At 60.8% G+C, this 20,985-nt stretch carries 17 protein-coding genes; 8 read left to right on the forward strand and 9 right to left on the reverse strand.

From position 1 onward, the window contains the following. Window positions 1-11: 11 nt before the first annotated feature. Both ACR0NY_RS02775 and iscR read right to left on the reverse strand, forming a co-directional pair. Window positions 12-1,055: a cysteine desulfurase family protein gene (locus ACR0NY_RS02775; RefSeq protein ID WP_170338559.1), complete on the reverse strand. Its 1,044-nt coding sequence runs from the start codon at window positions 1,053-1,055 to the stop codon at window positions 12-14. Between the two features lie 56 nt (window positions 1,056-1,111). Further along, window positions 1,112-1,570: a Fe-S cluster assembly transcriptional regulator IscR gene (iscR, locus tag ACR0NY_RS02780; RefSeq protein WP_093962098.1), complete on the reverse strand. Its 459-nt coding sequence runs from the start codon at window positions 1,568-1,570 to the stop codon at window positions 1,112-1,114. Window positions 1,571-1,749: 179 nt separating this feature from the next. Between iscR and ACR0NY_RS02785 the strand changes: the two genes are divergently transcribed. The 5 genes from ACR0NY_RS02785 (at window position 1,750) to ACR0NY_RS02805 (ending at window position 6,597) form a co-directional block, all read left to right on the forward strand. Next, window positions 1,750-2,403, forward strand: a complete 654-nt coding sequence (locus ACR0NY_RS02785) for an alpha/beta hydrolase (RefSeq protein WP_093962099.1) — start codon at window positions 1,750-1,752, stop codon at window positions 2,401-2,403. Beyond that, window positions 2,403-2,648, forward strand: coding sequence for a hypothetical protein (locus ACR0NY_RS02790; RefSeq protein ID WP_093962100.1), 246 nt, complete (start codon window positions 2,403-2,405; stop codon window positions 2,646-2,648). The genes ACR0NY_RS02785 and ACR0NY_RS02790 overlap by 1 nt, the downstream gene beginning before the upstream one ends. Before the next feature lie 366 nt (window positions 2,649-3,014). Continuing rightward, window positions 3,015-3,350 (forward strand): DMT family transporter, encoded by a 336-nt coding sequence (locus ACR0NY_RS02795; protein WP_170368456.1) that lies wholly within the window; start codon window positions 3,015-3,017, stop codon window positions 3,348-3,350. 74 nt (window positions 3,351-3,424) lie between these two features. Further along, a complete protein-coding gene (typA, locus tag ACR0NY_RS02800) occupies window positions 3,425-5,242 on the forward strand; it encodes a translational GTPase TypA (RefSeq protein ID WP_170338557.1) in 1,818 nt (605 codons plus the stop codon). A gap of 437 nt (window positions 5,243-5,679) precedes the next feature. Continuing rightward, a complete protein-coding gene (locus ACR0NY_RS02805; protein WP_170367669.1) occupies window positions 5,680-6,597 on the forward strand; it encodes a hypothetical protein in 918 nt (305 codons plus the stop codon). A 119-nt stretch (window positions 6,598-6,716) separates the two neighbouring features. Here the strand turns inward: ACR0NY_RS02805 and ACR0NY_RS02810 are convergent, their stop codons facing one another. The 4 genes from ACR0NY_RS02810 to recA form a co-directional block, all read right to left on the reverse strand. After that, the gene (locus ACR0NY_RS02810; protein ID WP_170368457.1) at window positions 6,717-7,340 is read right to left on the reverse strand and encodes a transglutaminase-like cysteine peptidase; all 624 of its coding nucleotides are present in this window, start codon (window positions 7,338-7,340) and stop codon (window positions 6,717-6,719) included. Window positions 7,341-7,718: 378 nt separating this feature from the next. Then, complete coding sequence (locus ACR0NY_RS02815; protein WP_093962104.1) at window positions 7,719-8,006, reverse strand: DUF1330 domain-containing protein; 288 nt, start codon at window positions 8,004-8,006, stop codon at window positions 7,719-7,721. Window position 8,007: 1 nt separating this feature from the next. Next, the gene (gene alaS, locus ACR0NY_RS02820) at window positions 8,008-10,680 is read right to left on the reverse strand and encodes an alanine--tRNA ligase (protein WP_170359206.1); all 2,673 of its coding nucleotides are present in this window, start codon (window positions 10,678-10,680) and stop codon (window positions 8,008-8,010) included. A 141-nt stretch (window positions 10,681-10,821) separates the two neighbouring features. Beyond that, the gene (gene recA / locus ACR0NY_RS02825; RefSeq protein ID WP_170338550.1) at window positions 10,822-11,886 is read right to left on the reverse strand and encodes a recombinase RecA; all 1,065 of its coding nucleotides are present in this window, start codon (window positions 11,884-11,886) and stop codon (window positions 10,822-10,824) included. 306 nt (window positions 11,887-12,192) lie between these two features. Between recA and ACR0NY_RS02830 the strand changes: the two genes are divergently transcribed. Then, window positions 12,193-12,786, forward strand: coding sequence for a sulfotransferase family 2 domain-containing protein (locus ACR0NY_RS02830; protein WP_170368458.1), 594 nt, complete (start codon window positions 12,193-12,195; stop codon window positions 12,784-12,786). Here ACR0NY_RS02830 and ACR0NY_RS02835 read toward each other — a convergent pair. From ACR0NY_RS02835 to guaB, 3 genes are all read right to left on the reverse strand, one after another. Continuing rightward, window positions 12,783-15,074: a hybrid sensor histidine kinase/response regulator gene (locus ACR0NY_RS02835; protein ID WP_170368459.1), complete on the reverse strand. Its 2,292-nt coding sequence runs from the start codon at window positions 15,072-15,074 to the stop codon at window positions 12,783-12,785. The genes ACR0NY_RS02830 and ACR0NY_RS02835 overlap by 4 nt on opposite strands. Window positions 15,075-15,178: 104 nt before the next feature. Further along, window positions 15,179-16,339 (reverse strand): RsmB/NOP family class I SAM-dependent RNA methyltransferase, encoded by a 1,161-nt coding sequence (locus tag ACR0NY_RS02840; protein WP_170368460.1) that lies wholly within the window; start codon window positions 16,337-16,339, stop codon window positions 15,179-15,181. A gap of 28 nt (window positions 16,340-16,367) precedes the next feature. Beyond that, on the reverse strand, window positions 16,368-17,816 hold the full coding sequence (gene guaB, locus ACR0NY_RS02845; protein ID WP_170368461.1) for an IMP dehydrogenase: 1,449 nt from the start codon (window positions 17,814-17,816) through the stop codon (window positions 16,368-16,370). Window positions 17,817-18,031: 215 nt separating this feature from the next. Between guaB and ACR0NY_RS02850 the strand changes: the two genes are divergently transcribed. Both ACR0NY_RS02850 and ACR0NY_RS02855 read left to right on the forward strand, forming a co-directional pair. Continuing rightward, a complete protein-coding gene (locus ACR0NY_RS02850; protein WP_170368462.1) occupies window positions 18,032-20,074 on the forward strand; it encodes an ASKHA domain-containing protein in 2,043 nt (680 codons plus the stop codon). Window positions 20,075-20,098: 24 nt separating this feature from the next. After that, window positions 20,099-20,956, forward strand: coding sequence for a class I SAM-dependent methyltransferase (locus ACR0NY_RS02855; protein ID WP_170368463.1), 858 nt, complete (start codon window positions 20,099-20,101; stop codon window positions 20,954-20,956). Window positions 20,957-20,985: the final 29 nt, after the last annotated feature.

The raw sequence follows: 20,985 nt of genomic DNA on the forward strand, positions 1-20,985 counted from the left end.
CCTCCGTCAGATCACGCGGCCCGCGCGCGATGCTTTTTCTCTTTTTCCAGCCACGTTTCGGCGAAACGTAGCACGTCTTCTTCACTCGTCTCGGGGCCCAGCGAAACGCGTACTGCGCTGGCTGCCGTGGCCTCGTCATATCCCATTGCGGTCAGTACCGCGCTTGCCTTCACCTTGCCGCTGGAGCAGGCCGAACCGGCGCTAATCGCAAAGCCCGACAGATCCATCTGCATTACCTGCGTTTCGCCCTTCCAGCCGGGCGTCGCAAAGCACAGGGTGTTAGGCAACCGATCCTGATCTTTCCCGACAAAAATAGTAGATTTAGAACCAGCCTCAAGGGCCTTTTCTAGAATATTTCTAAGTTCTGCAACCTTTTCCCAAACTCCGTTTGCCAGATCCCGCGCCGCTGCTTCAGCCGCAGCGCCGAACCCTGCTATTCCAATGACATTTTCCGTTCCCGACCGGCGCCCCATTTCCTGGCCACCGCCCTTAATCCGGGCCTCCAGATCGGTGCCGCGTTTCATCACCACGGCGCCCGCACCCTTTGGCCCGCCCAGCTTGTGCGCCGAGACCAACGCCATCTGCACGTCCAACCAGTTGAAGGCGATCGGCAATTTCCCGAACGCTTGCGTGGCATCGGTGACGGCCAGACCCTTGGGCAAGGCCTGAATGAGTCCGGTCTCAGAATTGGCGAGCTGCAACGTGGACCGAGCCGGATCGGAAACCGTAACAACGCCTTGGCTCGAAACCGGCAAATCCTCGACAGTCCAGGCCCTTACGGCATCATGTTCGATCGCCGCGCCATGCAGGTCGTGCCCTTCCAAGGCCAGCGCCGCGCCTTCGGTCGACCCGGATGTGAATACGATATCGGCCCCATCCGCCCCAAAGGCCGCCGCAACCTGCGCACGCGCCTTTTCGATGACGGCCTTGGCCGCTCGCCCCTCGGCATGTACCGAGGAGGGGTTGCCGCAGACCTCCATCGCCGCGATCATCGCGTCGCGCGCCTCGGGGCGCAGCGGGGTCGTGGCGTTGTGATCCAGGTAAACACGTCTCATGGACTCACCTTTTCATCCACGGCCACACCCTTCGAGATTCCCGATCCGCTCACCGGTCAATCATCCACGACCGAAAACAGCCCAGGCACCGCCGGACACGGCGCAAGGTCGTTCTGGATCACATCGGACAAGCGTGTTTGGTGCAGGAACACGTAGACATGCGCACTGAGACTTTCCCACAGGCGATTGGTCAGCGACTGCGCCCGGCTGCCCGAGGATCCCCCCGAAGCCCCGGCCCCCTTGTGCATGGCGTCCACGGTCTCGTCCACCGCCGACAAAATCTCGACCACGCGAATCTCGGACGCAGGCCGCGCCAGACGATAGCCGCCCCCCGGCCCGCGCACCGATGCGACCAGATCGGCGCGGCGAAGTTTGACGAACAACTGTTCCAGATAAGGAAGCGAGATGTCCTGACGCTCGGAAATCTCACCCAGCGTCACCAAAGTGTCGGCGGGCTGAAGCGCGATGTCAGCCAGCGCAACCATTGCGTAACGACCTTTGGTGGACAGCTTCATTTCCTCGATCCCTCCGGCGTGAACCGCGTGAAAACATTGACGTCGCCGCGGTCAGTGCGTATCTCCGACTGACAGCGTGTTCACGCTGCGATACTCAATTAGAACCGTTCTAAGGTGCCTGACGATAACCGTCAAGTATATCCCGGCGCCCGCGAGAAAAAGACAGGACAACCGCACACATGCCCGAGGTGATTTTTCCCGGACCTGAAGGCCGACTGGAAGGCCGTTACCACCCCCAAAAGGAAAAAGACGCACCGATCGCCATCGTGCTGCACCCGCACCCCCAGTTCGGCGGGACCATGAACAACAAGGTCGTCTACAACCTGCACTACGCGTTCTACAACATGGGCTTTACGGTCCTGCGCTTCAATTTCCGGGGCGTCGGCCGAAGCCAGGGCGAGTATGACCAGGGCGTCGGAGAACTCAGCGACGCGGCATCGGCGCTGGACTATCTGCAGTCGATGAACAACAACTCGAAACACTGCTGGGTCGCAGGCTTTTCGTTCGGAGCCTGGATCGGCATGCAGTTGCTGATGCGCCGCCCCGAGATCACCGGCTTCATCAGCGTGTCGCCGCCCGCGAACATGTATGATTTTTCGTTCCTTGCCCCCTGCCCCTCGTCCGGGCTGATCATCAACGGGACGGCCGACCGTGTAGCACCGCCGGCGGACACCACCGCACTGGTCGGAAAACTGCACGAACAGAAGGGTATCACAATCACCCATACCGAGGTTGAAGGAGCCGACCACTTCTTCCAGGGTGAGCACATGGATACGCTGATGACCAACGTGACCGACTACGTCAAACGCCGCCTGACCGAGAACACACGCTGATGTCCGACACCATCACCATTCTCGCGGCGAAACTGGCCGAGGATACGATGAAGGTCATGGACGAAACCGGCCAGGATCGGTTCTACGTCGAAGTCGGTGACGTGCTGGGCGCAGCCTCCCAATCGCTTGAGGAGGCTTTCCTTACCGAAATCCGCGTCCGGTTGGCCGAGCGCAAGGCGCGGCAATTCCTGATCAAGAGGCTGTCGGATCACCGGTCCAAAGTGAAGGCGATCGAAAAGCAATAGGCGCACAAAAAAGGAGCCCGCGGGCTCCTTTTTCGTTTCATTCGTGGCGTTCAAACTGTTGTTGCGCTTGACCTATCAACCAATTTGGCTGCGTCAGTATCGACGGACCCCCCGTCAGCAAGCCACCCAATCGCCACGATTATTGCCGAAGCCAATACGACCGTTTTTGCAAATGTCGTCATGAAACACACTCGTTAAAAAAGTAATCGAAAACGTGTATTAGTTTACACGCTTTATGGCCTTGCCATAGTCGGGTTTACCTGACCCTAGGTGAACCAACGAAAGGGGCGACTGCCTGAAATTCCTTGCGCCGTTTCTGAATTCTGTGCTCAACGTCGCAGCAGATGCATCAAGGGTTCAAGAACCATGCCCCAAGCCTACCTGATCCTCCTTCTCGCTGTTATTGCCGAGACAATCGGAACGACCGCACTGCAGGCCAGCCAGCAATTCACCCGGTTCTGGCCCTCGGTGCTGGTGGCGGTGGGCTATGGGTTTGCCTTTTACCTGATGGCGCTGACGCTGAAGGTAATGCCCGTCGGCATCGTTTATGCAATCTGGTCCGGGCTTGGCATCGCTCTGATTGCGCTGATCGGCTTTGTGGTTTTTGGCCAACGGCTGGACTGGCCCGCGGTTCTTGGCCTTGCGATGATTCTAGGCGGCATTCTGGTCATCCACCTCTTTTCGCAGACTGCGGGCCACTGATCGCGCGTTAGGGCTGGTAACTTGTGCCGCGCCGCGTTATGCGCGCGGCAACTTCCCGTTCAAAGGCTGACCTCATGGACCTGCGCAACATCGCAATCATCGCTCACGTGGACCACGGCAAAACGACCCTGGTGGACGAGCTACTGAAACAATCCGGTGCATTCCGGGAAAACCAGGCCGTGGCCGAGCGTGCCATGGACAGCAACGATCTCGAACGTGAACGCGGCATCACCATTCTGGCCAAAGCCACCAGTGTCGAGTGGAAAGGCACGCGCATCAACATCGTTGACACCCCCGGCCACGCCGATTTCGGCGGCGAGGTCGAGCGTATTCTCAGCATGGTTGACGGCGTCGTGCTGCTGGTCGATGCCGCCGAAGGCCCGATGCCCCAGACGAAATTCGTGACCTCGAAGGCGCTGGCGCTGGGTCTGCGTCCGATCGTGGTGCTGAACAAGGTCGACAAGCCTGATGCCGAGCCCGACCGCGCGCTGGACGAGTGCTTTGACCTGTTCGCCAACCTCGGCGCCGACGATGACCAGTTGGATTTCCCCGCCATGTATGCCTCGGGGCGGTCGGGCTGGGCCGACATGGAACTGGACGGCCCACGCAAGGACCTGTCCGCCCTGTTCGATCTGGTAGTCGACCACGTTCCCGCCCCCAAACAAGCTGAGCGCAAGGATGAACCCTTCCGCATGTTGGCGACCACGCTGGGCAGCGACCCGTTCATCGGTCGCATTCTGACCGGCCGTGTGGAAAGCGGCACGCTCAAAGCGGGTGATAGCCTCAAAGCGCTCAGCCGTGACGGCAAGCTGATCGAGAATTTCCGGGCCACCAAGATCCTGGCCTTCCGTGGTCTCAGCCAGCAACCGATCGACGTCGCCGAAGCGGGCGACATCGTAACCATCGCAGGCATGAGCAAGGCCACCGTTGCGGATTCGCTGGTGGCGCCCCAGGTGGATGAGGCCCTGCCCGCCCAGCCGATCGACCCGCCGACCATCACGGTGACCTTCGGCATCAACGACTCGCCGCTGGCGGGGCGGGACGGCAAGAAGGTCCAGTCGCGCGTCATCCGCGACCGCCTGATGAAAGAGGCCGAATCGAACGTGGCCATCCAGATCACGGACACCCCCGGTGGCGAAGCCTTCGAGGTCGCGGGCCGCGGTGAATTGCAGATGGGCGTTCTGATCGAGAACATGCGTCGCGAAGGGTTCGAACTCAGCATCTCGCGTCCGCAGGTTCTGTTCCGCGAGGAAGACGGCCAACGCCTGGAGCCTATCGAGGAAGTCACCATCGACGTGGATGACGAATTCTCGGGCGCAGTCATCGAAAAGGTGACAGGCGCGCGCAAGGGCGAGTTGGTTGAGATGCGCCCCGCAGGCGTTGGCAAAACCCGCATTATCGCGCATGTACCGTCGCGCGGTCTGATTGGCTATCACGGTGAATTCCTGACCGACACCCGCGGCACCGGCGTTCTGAACCGCGTTTTCCACGGCTGGGCACCGCACAAGGGCCCGATCCCCGGCCGCCGCGCCGGCGTTCTGATCTCGATGGAGAACGGCCAGGCCGTCGCATATGCGCTGTGGAACCTGGAGGAGCGTGGGCGGATGTTCGTCGGCCCCCAGACCGATGTGTACCAGGGTATGATCATCGGCGAACACTCGCGGGACAATGACCTTGAGGTGAACCCGCTGAAAGGCAAGAAACTGACAAACGTGCGGGCCAGCGGTTCGGACGATGCCGTTCGCCTGACACCGCATGTCCAGTTCTCGCTGGAGGAGGCCATTGCTTACATCGACGACGATGAGCTGGTCGAAGTAACCCCGAACGCGATTCGACTGCGAAAGCGGTTCCTTGACCCGCACGAACGCAAGCGTATGGCCAAGTCAGCCTGACCCCCGGTCCGTTCGATTTTGAACGTGTCGGAAACAATGGCGCGAATGTGGCATTTTTGCGTCCATCTGAAACGGTGTTTTCTCAGGGAAGCCATGAATGGTTCATGGCTTCCCTTTTGTTTTACCTGCAATTTCGCTCATAAGATGAGTTAATTCCGCATCGCTATCGCGGTGTTGCCCTTGAAAATGCGACGTGATAGGGGTGTATTTGTGTTCAAAGTGTGTCATCGCCAGGTTGTTCGGTGATGAGTTTAACGAGTTTAAGGAGGCGCGATATGCGCATCAAATCCCGTCTACTGACAATAGTATTTGCTTCAGCTTCATTGCCTCTGATGTCCGGCGGGCCTGTTGTCGCCGCGGACAAGTGTACGATCCAGACAGCCCGGCAGTCGGTTTCCACAGAAACCCTGTGTGCCTGTACGGTCGTGGATGCACGGATGCTGCGTTACATCCAGCGTCGTGCCGATTTCGAAGACATTCTTGCCCGCACTTTGCAGACCTGTCCTGCCTTTGCGGCCGTACTGACGGATTTCCCGACCGCGTCGATTGGTACGGTTGATCAAAGATCCGGCGACGGCCCTTCGGACCCGGGTGGTAGTTCTTCGGGCGGCAGCTCGAGCGGTGGGAGTTCCTCTGGCGGAAGCGGCGTTACCCCAACCGGTGGCGGCAGCTCCAGCGGTGGCAGTTCCAGTGGTGGCAGCTCCAGCGGTGGCTCGAGCGGTGGCAATAATCCCGCACCGCCCCCGGATGGATCGGGCGGTAGCTCCAGCGGTGGCAGCTCCAGCGGCGGCAGTTCCAGTGGCGGTAGCTCCAGTGGTGGGTCCGGCGACGGCGGTGGCAGCTCCAGCGGCGGCAGCTCCAGCGGCGGCAGTTCCAGTGGCGGTAGCTCCAGTGGTGGGTCCGGCGACGGCGGTGGCAGCTCAAGCGGCGGCAGCTCCAGCGGCGGTTCTGGCGATGGTGGAAGCTCCAGCGGAGGCAGCTCCAGCGGCGGGTCCGGCGATGGCGGTGGCAGCTCGAGTGGCGGCAGCTCCAGCGGTGGGTCCGGCGATGGTGGTGGCAGCTCAAGCGGCGGTAGCTCCAGCGGTGGATCTGGTGACGGCGGCTCTGGTGGTGGCGACGGCGGTGACGGCGGCGGCTCGGGTGATGGCGGCTCGGGCGGTGGCGACGGCGGTGACGGCGGCGGCTCGGGTGATGGCGGCTCGGGCGGCGGCGACGGTGGCAGCTCAAGCGGCGGCAACGGTAACGGCGGCGGCAACGGTAACGGCGGCGGCGTTAACGGTAATAATGGCGGTGGAAATGGATCGGAAGGCGCAAGCCCTGGTCAGGGCAACAACGCCAACAACGACGAGGACTAACCGCCTTTGGTCGTGATGCCACGTTTGAGTGGCAGTCTGGCATACAAATGACAAAGGGCGATGAATTCATCGCCCTTTTTTGCTGGAGCCTTCAAGAAACTCAAATTCGCTGTTGCTTCTTAGCTTCGCCCGTAGATCCCAACCCAACGCTGGGGCTGTTTCGGGTCCTGCATCCGCAGGAACAAATAGCGTGTGGCCGACCAGGGTTTGATCCGATTGGTCAGGTTGTCCAGTACGAGATCACCCTGATTGGAGCGGTAAACCAGAACCGCGTGAGGTCCGCGACGGGTGTCCAGGACGGTCGCCAGCAAAAGCTTGTTGGGATCAATTCCTGCCTTGATTAGGTCACGCTTTTTCAGCAGCGCAAAATCCTCGCAATCACCGCCGCGCGATGTTGGCAGGGCCCAACGCTCCCGCGTCTTGTACTGCACCTGATCCGTGACCTCACGCGTTGTCGCATTGACCTGGGCATTGATTTGCTTGACCAGACGCAGTTCCTGATGGCTGGGCAGCGAAACCGACTTCTTGTTCGCACAAGCCCAAGCATACTGGCGGCACAAGGTCCGTGCGCCCGACGGCGGTGGCGAAGCCGAAAACCCCGAAATGAAAGCTGTCTCTGAAGCGCTGGCTTGTTCTGTCGCAAGAACGGCACCGCCGATCACTCCCAACACACCCAGAGCCAATGTGGCCTTGCTGGCCGCGCGACTTGCCACTGTGTTGAGCCTGTCCAAAACCCGTTTCATGCCTGTCCCTCGATCCCATACGTTCGACTGACTGCCGCTTCTGAGGACCATATTCTGCTTTTGGAAACTATCCGTTAACAGACTGGCTCTGGCAATCCTCGGTCAGGTTGTCGGCAAAAAACGGCGGAAATTCGTAACTCAATATGACCTTTTCCGCGCAAGAAAATGGCGAAGCCTGACACAATTAGAGGTAGAACGTCATAGTTTCGCCGCCACAAAAAAGCTCAACTCATTGAAAGTATGAGGGAAATTTTGTTGCGGGACGTGATCACCGGAACACTATCGGCCCAATTACAGGATCGGCGTCGCAACTTTGGCTGACGTTGCGTCACCCAAAGCGGATTCCGGAGCCAATCCAAGACCGGCTCAGGTTGATTCTCACTCGGTCGTTTCGACGACCAGCAATTCGCGCTCGCTTGCGCCCCGGGCGTGGCTCAGGGCTTCTTGGTATTCAGCCGAGTTGTAACAGGCGACGGCGGCTTCAACCGACGGGAACTTCGCCACGACATTGCGGGGCCGCTCTTTGCCTTCCAGTTGGACATAGCGTCCTGCACGGGCAATGAACGTGCCCCCATGTTTGGAAATGGCCGGGCCGGCAAGCTCGGCGTATTTGCCATAAGCTTCGGCATCAGTAACCGTGACATGTGCAATCCAGAGTGCTGGCATCTTATCCTCCCAAAACCTCTTCCGCGGCCTTGATGGCCGCCGCGGCGTTGGCGGCATCGCGACCACCGCCCTGCGCCATGTCGGGACGCCCGCCGCCGCCCTTGCCGCCCAGTTCCTGCACGGCGGCCTTGACCAGATCGACGGCCGATATCGACTGCGTCAGGTCGCTTGTGACACCGGCAGCAACTGCAGCCTTGCCGCCCGTGTCGGCGATCAGAAGAACGGCGCCCGATCCCAGCCGCGCTTTGTGCTCATCAATGAGGGCCGGCAGATCCTTGCCCGACACACCATTCAGAGCCTGTGCCAGGAACTTGACGCCGTTGATCTCTTTGGCTTCCGCGCCGCCGCCTTGACCGGCTCCACCGGCCATCGCCAGATCGCGGCGCAGTTGCGCCACTTCGTTCTGCAACGACTTGCGCTCGTCCAGCAGAGCTTTGATGCGATCGACGACATCATCCGGCTGCGCCTTCAACTCGGCAGCAATCTGGCCAAGCCGCCGATCCTGCTCGGTCAAGTACCGCAATGCAGAGTCCCCGGTCAGAGCCTCGATCCGCCGCACGCCCGCGCTGCTTGCACTGTCACCCAGAATGACAAAGGTCCCGATATCTCCTGTCTGGCGCACATGCGTACCGCCACACAGTTCGATCGACCAGGTTTGGCCGTCATGGCCCTTGCCGGTCTGGGCCTTGCCCATCGAGACGACCCGGACTTCGTCGCCGTATTTCTCACCGAACAACGCCTGTGCCCCCAAGGCGCGGGCATCGTCCGGGGTCATGATACGGGTTTCGACCGTCGAGTTCTGACGAATGAACTCATTCACCTCGCGTTCCACGGTCTGCAACTCAGCCTGTGTCAGCGCTTTGGCGTGGCTGAAATCAAACCGCAGACGGTCGGCAGCATTCAACGATCCGCGCTGTGCAACATGATCGCCAAGCGTTTCTCGCAGCGCTTCGTGCAGTAGGTGGGTCGCCGAGTGGTTCGCTCGGATGGCCGAGCGCCGGGCGTGATCGACTTCGAGCTCGACGGCATCACCTTTGGCGATCGCACCGCTGTCCACGACGATCTTGTGTGCATAGACCTTGCCATCCGCGAACTTCCGGGTGTCTTCGACCGTCGCGCTCTGGGTGCGGTCTTCAAGACGGCGGATGCTGCCGGAATCGCCAACTTGGCCACCGGCCTCGCCGTAGAAGGGTGTCTGGTTTACGACCACCCAGCCGGATCCGCCCTGCTCGATACGGTCCACAAGGTCACCGTCGACAACCAGAGCCACAACCTGACCCTCGGCCATTTCGGTTTCGTAGCCCAGGAAATCGGTCGCACCGCTTGCGTCCAGTATGTCGAACCAGACCGCCTGATCTGCTGCCTCGCCCGAACCAGCCCAGGCGGCGCGCGCCTTCGCCTTCTGCTCGGCCATGGCGGTGTCGAACCCGGCGGTATCAACCGTCCGACCTTTCTCGCGCAGGGCATCCTGGGTCAGGTCAAGCGGGAAGCCATAGGTGTCATACAGCTTGAAGGCGGCATCCCCGGGCAGTGGCGCCCCATCCGGCAGGCCCGCCACTTCGTCATCCAGCAGCTTGAGCCCCCGGTCCAACGTCTGCTTGAACCGGGTTTCCTCCAACAACAACGTCTCTTCGATCAGAGCCTGAGCACGACCCAGTTCGGAATACTGCGCGCCCATCAACTGAACCAGTGTCGGAACAAGCTTGTGCATGACCGGATCCTTTGCGCCCAGAAGATGCGCGTGGCGCATGGCCCGGCGCATGATCCGGCGCAGGACATATCCGCGACCATCATTCGAAGGCATGACCCCGTCAGCAATCAGGAAAGAGGTCGACCGCAAGTGGTCGGCAATCACCCGATGGTGCACATTCTGATCGCCATAGGGGTCCACATGCGTGACTTCGGCCGAGGCCTCGATCAGTGTCTTGAACAGGTCGGTATCATAGTTGTCATGGCTGCCCTGCAGCAACGCGCCGATCCGTTCCAGACCCATGCCGGTATCGATCGACTGCATGTCCAGTTCACGCATCGAGCCGTCTTCGAACTGCTCGTTCTGCATGAAAACGATATTCCAGATCTCGATGAACCGGTCACCGTCTTCCTCGGCCGATCCCGGAGGTCCGCCCCAGATGTGGTCGCCGTGATCATAGAAGATCTCGGTACAGGGGCCGCAGGGGCCGGTCGGGCCCATCTGCCAGAAATTGTCGCTGGTGGCGATGCGGATGATCCGGTCTTCGGGAACGCCGACTTTCTTCCATATCTCGAACGCCTCGTCATCGGTATGATAGACGGTCGTCAGCAGACGATTCTTGTCGATCCCGAACTCCTTGGTGATCAACTCCCAAGCGAACGGAATCGCTTCCGATTTGAAATAGTCTCCGAACGAGAAGTTGCCCAGCATCTCGAAGAACGTGTGGTGGCGGGCCGTGTAACCGACATTGTCCAGGTCGTTGTGCTTGCCGCCGGCGCGCACGCATTTCTGCGCCGTGGTGGCACGTGTGTAGTCGCGTGTCTCAAGGCCGGTGAACAGGTTCTTGAACTGCACCATGCCCGAGTTGACGAACATCAGCGTCGGGTCGTTGCGCGGCACAAGCGGGCTCGACGCGACCACTTCGTGCCCTTGTTTGGCAAAGTAGTTCAGAAAGGTTGAGCGGATATCGTTCAGCGTGGGCATTGGGCTCTCTCAGCGCGCATTCATGATCTATCGCGACGGTTTAGCCCCCTGCCCGCCGATAGTCCACAGGGTTGCTGCACCGCAAACGAAACAAGGTGAACCCGAAGGCTCACCTTGGCAGTTTTCACTCGAATCTTCCGATCAGGCTTCGAGGATATCATCCTCATCCGCCGCAGGCGGCATGTCGAAATCAAGCCCGTGCGCGGCACGGATCTTGTCCTCGATTTCCAGCGCAACCCGACTGTTGTCCCGCAGGTATTGCTTGGCGTTCTCGCGCCCCTGCCCAATCCGCTCATCCCCATAGCTGAACCACGAGCCGGATTTTTCGACCACTCCGGCTTTGACGCCAAGATCCAGCAGTTCGCCCATCTTGCTGATGCCTTCGCCATACATGATGTCGAATTCAACCTGCTTGAACGGCGGGGCCACCTTGTTTTTCACCACCTTCACGCGGGTCTGGTTGCCGACCACCTCGTCGCGGTCCTTGATCGCGCCGATGCGGCGGATGTCCAGGCGGACCGAGCTGTAGAATTTCAGGGCGTTGCCCCCGGTCGTGGTTTCCGGGCTACCGAACATGACGCCGATCTTCATGCGGATCTGGTTGATGAAGATCACCATGCAGTTGCTGCGGGCGATCGAGCCTGTCAGTTTGCGCATCGCCTGGCTCATCAGCCGGGCCTGCACGCCCACGCTGCTGTCGCCCATGTCGCCTTCCAGCTCGGATTTCGGCGTCAGCGCCGCCACCGAGTCCACCACAACCATGTTGACTGCGCCGGAACGCACCAGCGTATCGGTGATTTCCAGCGCCTGTTCACCCGTGTCGGGCTGTGAGATCAACAGTTCGTCCAGATCCACCCCCAGCTTGCGGGCGTATTGCGGGTCCAGCGCGTGTTCCGCATCGACGAATGCACAGACGCCGCCGCGTTTCTGCTGCTCGGCGATACAATGCAGGGTCAGGGTCGTCTTGCCCGAGCTTTCCGGGCCGTAAATTTCGACAATCCGACCCATCGGCAGTCCGCCGATGCCAAGGGCGATATCCAGCCCGAGTGACCCGGTCGAACTGGCCTCGATCTCCTGCCGGGCGCCATCGCCCAATTTCATGATCGAGCCCTTGCCGAACTGCCGCTCGATCTGCGCCAACGCGCTGTCCAGCGCCTTTTGCTTGTCGGGGTTTTTCTTGTCGTTCATTGTCAGAAGATCCGCCATTGTCCTGTCGCCTTCCCTTTTGTCACACCCATCACCGGGCGGCAATCGCTGCTTTGTTCGCCTCTTGTTCCTTATGAGATCAAAAAGAGAACATTTCAACAAAAACTTTCATTCCTTACCCTTCGATGAAGAGGTTAAAGAGTCGTTTATTCTGATCTCGAAACTGCTCAATCATGCCCAAGGCTCTGTCTTTGCGATGAAATTTAACTTGAACAGGCTGGTGATTTTGTGCGGAAGCAATTGACCTCGGCCGCCGGGGCGGACAATCATGCGGCACGACAGCCTTCGGCGCAGGAAAGACATGAAATGCTGATCTTCTTCAAGGAACGCCTTGCGCTTCTGTCGCTGCCCAAAACCGGAAGCACCGCCTATCAGGTCGCGTTGCGGGACCGCGCAGATATCGTGGTATCGGGTCCACCGGATCTGAAACATGCGCCGGTGCGTCGCTATGACCGTTTCTTCCAAAACATTTTCCGCAAGATGTACGACACGGAAATGGAAATCATGGCCGTAGTCCGCGAACCCGTCGATTGGCTGGGCAGCTGGTACCGGTACAGGACGCGCACCGAATTGACTGGCCACCCGCATTCGACCGCCGGCATGTCTTTCGACATGTTTGTTCAGGCCTATATGCAATCGCCCCGTCCCGGGTTTGCCGATGTCGGAAGCCAAACTGAATTCTTCCGGACCCGCAGCAATGGCGCCGGCGCTAAGCATATCTTTCGTTACGAACACCAGGACGAGATTCTGGACTTCCTTCAAGATCGGCTGAACGCCCGGATCAGTCTGACCCGCGAAAATGTATCGCCCAAACGGGAACTGACACTTTCGGACCAGACCATGGATACATTCCGCAAGGCTCATGCCGTCGAGTTTCGTCTGCATCAGCAGGCGCGTTAGTTGAGGTGCTGAAACACCGCCTCGGTCAATTGTGTCAGTGAAAAGGGCTTGGGCAGGAAAGTCGAGTTTCTGATCTCCGGCCCAGCGTCCCCAAACGCGCCTTCGGTATAGCCTGACATGAAGACCACCCGCACATCGGGCCGGCTTTCCAGCGCCTTGGCAACCCAGGTTGGACCATCCATTCCGGGCATGACCACGTCCGTGACGAAGACGTCGACGTGCAGGTTCTGATCCTCGAGAATGCGCAACGCGTCCTCGGCCGAGCCCGCCTCAAAGACGGTATAGCCCTTGAGGCGCAAGGCACGGGTTGCAAAGGCGCGTACCGGTGCTTCGTCCTCGACCAACAAAACGACACCTTCGCCTTGATGCGCATTCGGCCCCGGTTGCGCCGGCGGTTCGATCGCAACCTCGGGGTCCCGTGCCAAGCAGACCGGCAGCATGACGTTGAACTCGGTCCCACGCCCTTCGGTGCTGTCCACAAAGATGAAGCCGCCGGTTTGCTTGACGATGCCATAGACCGTTGACAAACCCAGCCCGGTCCCCTCGCCTGTCCGTTTGGTCGTGTAGAAGGGTTCGAAAATCTTCTGCAGCTTGTCTGACGGAATACCGACGCCACTGTCGATGACCTTGACCGAAACATATTCACCCGCCGGAACGGTCGCCCTGTCCCGCATCAGCGGCTCGGTCAAAGAAAACACCTCGGTTTCGATACGGATCTCTCCGCCGTCGGGCATCGCATCGCGCGCGTTCACCACGAGGTTCATGACGACCTGTTCCAACTGCCTCTTGTCTGCGCGAACGGGCTTGAGAACCGGATCATGACTGAGGATCAGCTTGACCTTCTCGCCTACAAGGCGGTTCAACAAGTGGATCAGGTCGGAAATGGTATCGCGCAGATCCAGCACTTCGGGTCGCAGAGTCTGTTTTCGGGAAAAGGCCAGCAACTGGCTGACCAACGCAGCGGCCCGGTTGGCATTCTGGTTTATCTGGACGAGATCGCCGTAGTTCGGATCACTTTGATCATGGCGCAGCAGCAGCAGGTCGCAATGTCCGGAAATGGCGGTCAGCAGGTTGTTGAAATCATGCGCCACACCGCCCGCCAGCTGCCCGACCGCCTGCATCTTTTGCCCTTGGACGAACTGAGCCTCCAGCGTCTTGAGTTCGGTCGCGTCGTTCAACACAGCAACAAGGCGCACCTCACCGTTCTTGACGATGCGGGTCAGGGTCAGTTGCACGAAGACCTCTCGGTCCTTTCCACCCAGCCGCAGGAATTCGGAACGTGGTGGCCCATCGAATGCGGCGACCTGAAGCAGCCAGTCCCGCAAGGGATGCCCCAATCCGCTTAGAATCGTGTCGATATTGGTCTGACCCAACTCAACATCACCGATCAGCTTGCGCGCCAATCGATTGGCATCCAGAATCTCTCCGCCCGGAGCAAGGTGCATCATGGGTACCGGGACGTCGGCGAAAGTCGTGGTCCACTGATCTGCAGGCGCGTCGTCAAGCACGACCAGCCCGATATCCCGGCCCGCACTGGTTTTTTGAACCTCGCACACGAATACCCGCCGCGAACCTTCTTGAGCAGGCAGGCGTAGAACCGTTTCACCGGATATGACCTCCGGCGTCAGAGCCTCGGCCGCGCCCACCTCGCTGCCTTGGAGCATCGCCTCGGCCGCGGCATTCATGTTCAGGACCACGTCATTTCGCCCGAGCGTCACGATTGGAAGCGAAGCATACGCCCAGGGTTGCCGACCCGAGGCCTTGATCCGCCACAGGTACAGATCATCGCCGAGGTCGATCGCCAGAACTGGAATTGTCGTACCCTTTGTCACGATGTCTTCTGCCGCGCGCCCTTCGACTTGCGCCAATGACTGCATCCGAACCAGTATCGCCGCAGGATTGGCGAAAACGGACCGCAAACACATGTCCAGCCTTGCGCCTGTCGAGGCGTTGAACCTGTCTCGCGCTGCGGAATTCACGATCAGCACCCGCCCGTTGGCATCCGTGATGAATCCCGGGGCGGGCTCTTTTTCTAGAAACGACGCGAGAATGGTTTGCGCCTGTTTGTCAACGCGATACGAGAACCATCCGCGCAACATAACAAACGCGCCAACGGCCAGAAAAGACCCTCCGACCGCCAGCAGGCCCGAAACCAACTGGGGTGAGATCGGAAAGAACTGTGCGAGAATGACCAACAAAAGCGCGACACCGACCAGAGAGATGGCCCGCGACCAGCTCGGAAAGTGCCGCCCAGTCAAGCTTGGCGTAAATTGAGCGACTTCGGTCATCAACAACTCAATTCAAAATCAATCCACGGCATATCGTGGCACAAAGGGTTAATATCCGCTTAAGGAATCCGGCGAATATTCTCCTTTAAGTTGTTTTCAGCGTATCAGCGTCGCGTCAAGTGGGCGGAATAGAAGCCGTCAGTCCCGTGTACAACCTGCCACAATCGGCTGAACGTGCATTGCCATTCCGGATGCGACGACAGGAACGTGTCTATGACGCCTCTGTTTTCGACATCCAGCATCGAACAGGTGGCGTAAGCCAATACACCGCCATCACAGACGAGGGGTGCGGCCGCGTCCAGAATGGACAATTGTGTCTGAGGCAACTGGGCCAATTGCTCGGGCGTCAAAGCCCATTTGCCCGCAGGTGCGCGCCGCCACGAGCCGCTCCCGGAACAGGGGGCGTCAGTCAGCACCACGTCAAACGGGCCGAGTTTTTCCGGGTCATCTGTGGACAGGATTGTAATGCGCGCTCCCGCCCGTTGCGCTCGGTCAGGAAGGTCACGCATGCGCCCGGGGTTGGCGTCATGGGCGAAGACTTCGACACCGCCGGTGGCGGCCATGGCCAGCGCCTTGCCGCCACCCCCGGCACAATAGTCCAGAACCCTCATGCCAGGCCTGAGGTTCAATGCAGCAACGACAGCTTGGCTCGCTGCATCCTGCAACTCGACCAAGCCGTCACGATAGCTTTGGGATTGCGAAATCTTCCGGGCACCTTCGACAACTTCAAGCGCTGTCTCGCAGGCCGGGTGCGGCGCAGTGGAAATCCCTTCCCGCGTCAGCGCGTCCACCGCCTCTTGCAAGCTCGTGCGGGCCAAATTGACCCGCAGGTGAACCGGAGCGCGCGATTGCAGCGCGGCGGCGGCTTCTCTGGCATTTTCACCAAGCGACCGCTCGAAAACCGGCCAAAGCCACTCGGGAATGTCAAACTGCTCGGCTTCCGTTTCGAATGGGCGACCGACTTCGTCCGCCGTGACGGAGTCTGGGGCATGACGATCTCCGGTGAACAGATCGCCCGGGTCCTGACCCTGCGACCGCAGAGCGCCCAGCATCAGGCCTCGCCCCGTCCTTGCACCGCCGATCGCAGCGTAAGACCGAAGATGCCGAAGCGCGTCAAAGACATGGTCGCGGATCGCTGCCCTGTCCTTCGATCCGGCGAAACGGCTGCGCCGCGCCCAGCCCGTCAACGCTTTCTCGGCGGGAGTTCCGCCCAGAAAATCGTCTAGGATTTCGATAGCGGCCTGAACGCGCGCGCCTGGGGTCATGTCGAGGTCCTGAGTCCGACGGAAACCGTCACATCACGCGATAGTTGGGGCTTTCGCGTGTGATCTGTACGTCATGCACGTGGCTTTCCTTCAGACCCGCTCCGGTAATCTTCACGAACTGACAATTGCGGCGCATTTCATCAACGGTCGCGCAGCCGGTATAGCCCATGGCCGCACGCAGACCGCCGACCAGTTGGTGAACAACGGCGCTGGCCGAGCCCTTGTAGGGCACCTGTCCCTCGATCCCCTCGGGCACCAGCTTGTCATTCGCGGCGTCCTTCTGGAAATAACGATCGGCTGAGCCGCGCGCCATCGCGCCCAAGCTGCCCATGCCGCGGTAGGATTTGAAAGAGCGGCCCTGGTACAGAATGACCTCGCCCGGGCTTTCATCGGTGCCGGCGATCATCGAGCCGACCATGGCGCAGGACGCCCCCGCCGCGATGGCCTTGGCGAAATCGCCCGAAAACTTGATGCCACCATCAGCAATGACCGGCACGTCTCCGGCCGCCGCCGCACAATCCATGATCGCGGTCAGTTGCGGCACGCCGACACCGGCCACCATGCGCGTGGTGCAGATCGAGCCCGGCCCGATCCCGACCTTCACCGCATCGGCACCGGCGTCGATCAGAGCTTTGGTCGCGTCGCCCGTTGCTACGTTACCCGCGATGATCTGAACCTCGTTGGATAGCGACTTGATCCGCTTCACCGCGTCAAGCACTCCTTGGGAATGACCGTGCGCCGTGTCGACCACGATGATGTCGACACCAGAGTCGACCAGCTGCTCGGATCGTTCAAAACCGGCATCGCCAACAGACGTTGCCGCCGCGACACGCAGTCGGCCCAAACCGTCCTTGCAGGCCGTGGGGTTCAGCACCGCTTGTTCCGTGTCTTTCAGCGTCAGCAGGCCGGTCAGCTTGCCGTCGGCATCCACGACCAGCAGCTTTTCGATCCGGCGGGCCTTCATCAAGCTGATGGCCTCTTCCCTGTCGGCCGGTTCTTGCAGCATGGCCAGGTTGTCCGAGGTCATCATCGCGCGGATCGGCTGGTCGTCCGAGGTAGCGAAACGCATGTCGCGGTTGGTCACGATGCCAACGACGCGGCCTTCTTCATCCACCACCGGGAAACCGGTGAAGTTGTAGCGCTCGACCAAGGCCTTGGCATCGGCCAGCGTCTGATCGGCGCGCAGGGTGACTGGGTTGTAAACGATGCCGGATTCGAACCGCTTGACCCGGCGCACCTCGCGGGCCTGTTCCTCGACTGTCAGGTTCTTGTGGATCACCCCGATGCCGCCGGCCTGCGCCATGGCGATGGCCATGCGCGCCTCGGTCACCGTGTCCATGGCCGAGCTGAGCAGCGGTATGTTCATGGTGATCGCGCGCGTCACGCGCGTGGACGTGTCCGCCGTTGCCGGCAGCACCGACGAGGCCGCCGGAACCAAAAGAACGTCATCAAAGGTGAGTGCCTCACGAATCTGCATCTGTTAACCCCATGCAAAACCCCGTTTGGCGGTGACCCTATTACATGGTTTCGACCAAAGGAAAAGCCCTTGGCCCAACTTGTTCGCCCACAAACCGCCGTGATGGCGCGGAAAACGACGCAAGCCGCGCAAAACCTGCCGCGGATTGGCCTTTCCCTTTGCCGCGAAACCCATATCTTGCCGCCATATGCGCGAACACCAAAAAGGCATCCGTCATGACCACCGATCCCCTTGTCGTCTTTACCCCTTCGGGCAAACGCGGACATTTCCCCGTTGGCACTCCGATCCTGACGGCGGCCCGGCAGCTGGGGGTCGATCTGGATTCGGTCTGCGGTGGGCGCGGGATCTGCTCGAAATGCCAGATCACGCCCAGCTATGGCGAGTTTCCCAAACACGGCGTCACGGTCCGCGAAGACGCGCTGAGCGAATGGAACGCGGTCGAGCAGCGCTATGACGACAAGCGCGGGTTGAAACCAGGCCGTCGGTTGGGCTGTCAGGCCACCGTTCAAGGCGACGTGGTGATCGACGTCCCACCCGAAAGCCAGGTTCACCGCCAGGTGGTGCGCAAGGCCGCCGCCGCGCGCGCCATCACCATGGACCCGGCCACGCGCCTTTATTTCGTAGTGGTCGAAGAACCGGACATGCACTCGCCCACTGGCGATCTGGAACGGCTGGAGCGCGCCCTGCGCGAGCAGTGGCAGATCGACGCCGTCACCGCCGACCTGTCGCTTCTGTCCAAACTGCAGCCGACCCTGCGCAAGGGCAAGTGGGAGGTCACGGTCGCCCTGCACAAGGGCCACAAGGACAGCGTGGCGCGAATCGTCGAAATTTGGCCCGGCCTGCACGAAGGCGGGCTGTACGGGCTGGCCATCGACCTCGGCTCGACCACCATCGCCGCGCATCTTACCGATCTGGACACCGGCGAGGTCAAGGCCTCCTCCGGCCTGATGAACCCGCAGATCCGGTTCGGCGAGGACCTCATGAGCCGCGTCTCGTACGCGATGATGAACCCCGGCGGTGATCAGGAAATGACCCGGGCCGTGCGCGAGGCGATCAACGATCTGGTCACCTCGATCGCTGAGGAGGCCGGGATCGACCCGGCCCTGATCGTGGAAACCGTGTTCGTCTGCAACCCGGTGATGCACCACCTGCTGTTGGGTCTGGACCCGGTCGAACTGGGCCAGGCGCCGTTTGCGCTGGCCACGTCGGAAAGCGTGTCGCTGCCCGCGCGCGAGATGGATATGACCACGATAAACCCCCGCGCGCAGGTCTACATCCTGCCCTGCATCGCGGGCCATGTGGGGGCCGACTGCGCCGCCGTGGCGCTAAGCGAAGAGCCGGGCAAGTCGCAGGACCTGGTTTTGATCGTGGACGTCGGCACCAATGCCGAGATTCTGCTGGGCAACACGACCCGCGTGCTGGCTTGTTCCTCGCCCACCGGACCTGCTTTCGAAGGTGCGCAGATCAGCTCGGGCCAGCGTGCCGCGCCCGGCGCGATCGAGCGCATTCAAATCGACCCCGTGACCAAGGAACCCCGGTTCCGGGTGATCGGCTCGGACAAGTGGTCGGACGAAGACGGGTTCGAGGCCGACATCGCCACCACCGGCATCACTGGCATCTGCGGGTCGGGCATCATCGAGGCGGTGGCCGAAATGCGCATGGCCGGCCTGCTGGACGAGAGCGGCCTGATCGGCTCGGCCGAACAGACCGGCTCCAGCCGCTGCATCCCCGAGGGCCGCACCCATTCCTACCTGATCCATGACGCCAGCGCCGAGGGCGGCCCGCGCATCACCGTGACCCAAGGCGACATCCGGGCGATCCAGCTGGCGAAATCCGCGCTATATGCCGGGGCGCGGCTGCTGATGGACGAGATGGGCGTGGACCGTGTGGAACGCGTGGTGCTGGCCGGGGCGTTCGGCGCCCATATCTCGACCAAACACGCGATGGTTCTGGGCATGATCCCCGACGCGCCGCTGGACAAGGTCCAAAGCGCGGGCAACGCCGCCGGCACCGGCGCACGCATCGCGCTGTGCAACATCGCCGCCCGGGCCGAGATCGAACGCGTGGTGCGCGAGATCACCAAGGTCGAAACCGCGATCGAGCCGAAATTCCAGGAGCATTTCGTCGCCGCCAACGCGATTCCGCACAAGACCGACCCGTTCCCGGAACTGGTTAAGATCGTCACCCTCCCCGCTCCGTCCTTCAACACCGGAGGCGATGCGGAAAAAACTGGCCGCCGTCGCCGCAGAAAGGCATAGTCCGAAAAACTGCGGAGGACCCCCATGCAAACAGCAAACGAAGATCAGGCTGAATACTGGGGCAACTCCGAATCCGGCACCAAGTGGCTGACTTTTGAGGACAAACTGGACCACATGCTGGCCCCGGTTCTGGACCTCGTTCTGGATCAGGCCGAACTGGAACCCGGAATGCGCGTGCTGGACATCGGCTGCGGGACCGGCGCCAGCACCATCGCGGCCGCCCAGCGTGTCGGACCGCAGGGCCATGTTCTTGGCGGCGACATTTCTGAGCCGTTCCTAAGCCGAGCGCGGGAAAGGGCCTTGTCCGCGGGTGTTGAAAACGTCGATTTCCAATGCGTCGACGCTCAGGTCGCCCGGTTCCCCGAGGGCGCGTTCGACGCTGCGATATCGCGGTTCGGTGTCATGTTCTTTCAGGATTCTGTTGCGGCGTTCGCCAACATCGCCAAGGCTCTGGCCCCCGGCGGACAAATGACTTTTGCCGCATGGGGACCTCTGGCTGACAATCCCTGGTTCAGGATTCCCCACATGGCCGCCACATCGCATCTGGGCCACCCACCAAAATATGGTCGGTACGCACCCGGGCCACTGGCCTTTCATGACATCGACCATGTGACCGGCATGATGGCAACGGCGGGTTTGGATGACATCTTCGCCAACCCCGTAAGCCTCCGACTACCGGGGCTTGGATCGGTGGAGGCCACCGCTGAGCTTTGCACCCGGGTCGGGCCGGCCGCGCGCGTGATAGCGCATTTTGAAGGCGATGAGGCCGACGAACGAAAAATCCAGAGCGCCGTGGCCCAGGAGTTTTCGAGTTTTCAAACGGCAGATGGGTTTGGCATCCCGGCAGTCATCAACGTCTTTCAGGCCCGCCAGCCCTCCTGAAATACCAGAGCGTGTCGCCCTTGGCCAAT

It is taken from the genome of Ruegeria sp. BJ5 (assembly GCF_056537865.1).

Excerpts from the sequence above, each read along its gene's own strand:
- ACR0NY_RS02810 (WP_170368457.1), bottom strand. The coding sequence starts at position 7,340 with ATGAAACGGGTTTTGGACAGGCTCAACACAGTGGCAAGTCGCGCGGCC.
- recA (WP_170338550.1), bottom strand. The coding sequence starts at position 11,886 with ATGGCGGATCTTCTGACAATGAACGACAAGAAAAACCCCGACAAGCAA.
- ACR0NY_RS02775 (WP_170338559.1), bottom strand. The coding sequence starts at position 1,055 with ATGAGACGTGTTTACCTGGATCACAACGCCACGACCCCGCTGCGCCCC.
- ACR0NY_RS02815 (WP_093962104.1), bottom strand. The coding sequence starts at position 8,006 with ATGCCAGCACTCTGGATTGCACATGTCACGGTTACTGATGCCGAAGCT.
- alaS (WP_170359206.1), bottom strand. The coding sequence starts at position 10,680 with ATGCCCACGCTGAACGATATCCGCTCAACCTTTCTGAACTACTTTGCC.
- iscR (WP_093962098.1), bottom strand. The coding sequence starts at position 1,570 with ATGAAGCTGTCCACCAAAGGTCGTTACGCAATGGTTGCGCTGGCTGAC.
- ACR0NY_RS02835 (WP_170368459.1), bottom strand. The coding sequence starts at position 15,074 with ATGACCGAAGTCGCTCAATTTACGCCAAGCTTGACTGGGCGGCACTTT.
- guaB (WP_170368461.1), bottom strand. The coding sequence starts at position 17,816 with ATGCAGATTCGTGAGGCACTCACCTTTGATGACGTTCTTTTGGTTCCG.
- ACR0NY_RS02785 (WP_093962099.1), top strand. The coding sequence starts at position 1,750 with ATGCCCGAGGTGATTTTTCCCGGACCTGAAGGCCGACTGGAAGGCCGT.
- ACR0NY_RS02830 (WP_170368458.1), top strand. The coding sequence starts at position 12,193 with ATGCTGATCTTCTTCAAGGAACGCCTTGCGCTTCTGTCGCTGCCCAAA.
- ACR0NY_RS02855 (WP_170368463.1), top strand. The coding sequence starts at position 20,099 with ATGCAAACAGCAAACGAAGATCAGGCTGAATACTGGGGCAACTCCGAA.
- ACR0NY_RS02790 (WP_093962100.1), top strand. The coding sequence starts at position 2,403 with ATGTCCGACACCATCACCATTCTCGCGGCGAAACTGGCCGAGGATACG.
- typA (WP_170338557.1), top strand. The coding sequence starts at position 3,425 with ATGGACCTGCGCAACATCGCAATCATCGCTCACGTGGACCACGGCAAA.
- ACR0NY_RS02850 (WP_170368462.1), top strand. The coding sequence starts at position 18,032 with ATGACCACCGATCCCCTTGTCGTCTTTACCCCTTCGGGCAAACGCGGA.
- ACR0NY_RS02795 (WP_170368456.1), top strand. The coding sequence starts at position 3,015 with ATGCCCCAAGCCTACCTGATCCTCCTTCTCGCTGTTATTGCCGAGACA.
- ACR0NY_RS02805 (WP_170367669.1), top strand. The coding sequence starts at position 5,680 with ATGCTGCGTTACATCCAGCGTCGTGCCGATTTCGAAGACATTCTTGCC.
- ACR0NY_RS02840 (WP_170368460.1), bottom strand. The coding sequence starts at position 16,339 with ATGACCCCAGGCGCGCGCGTTCAGGCCGCTATCGAAATCCTAGACGAT.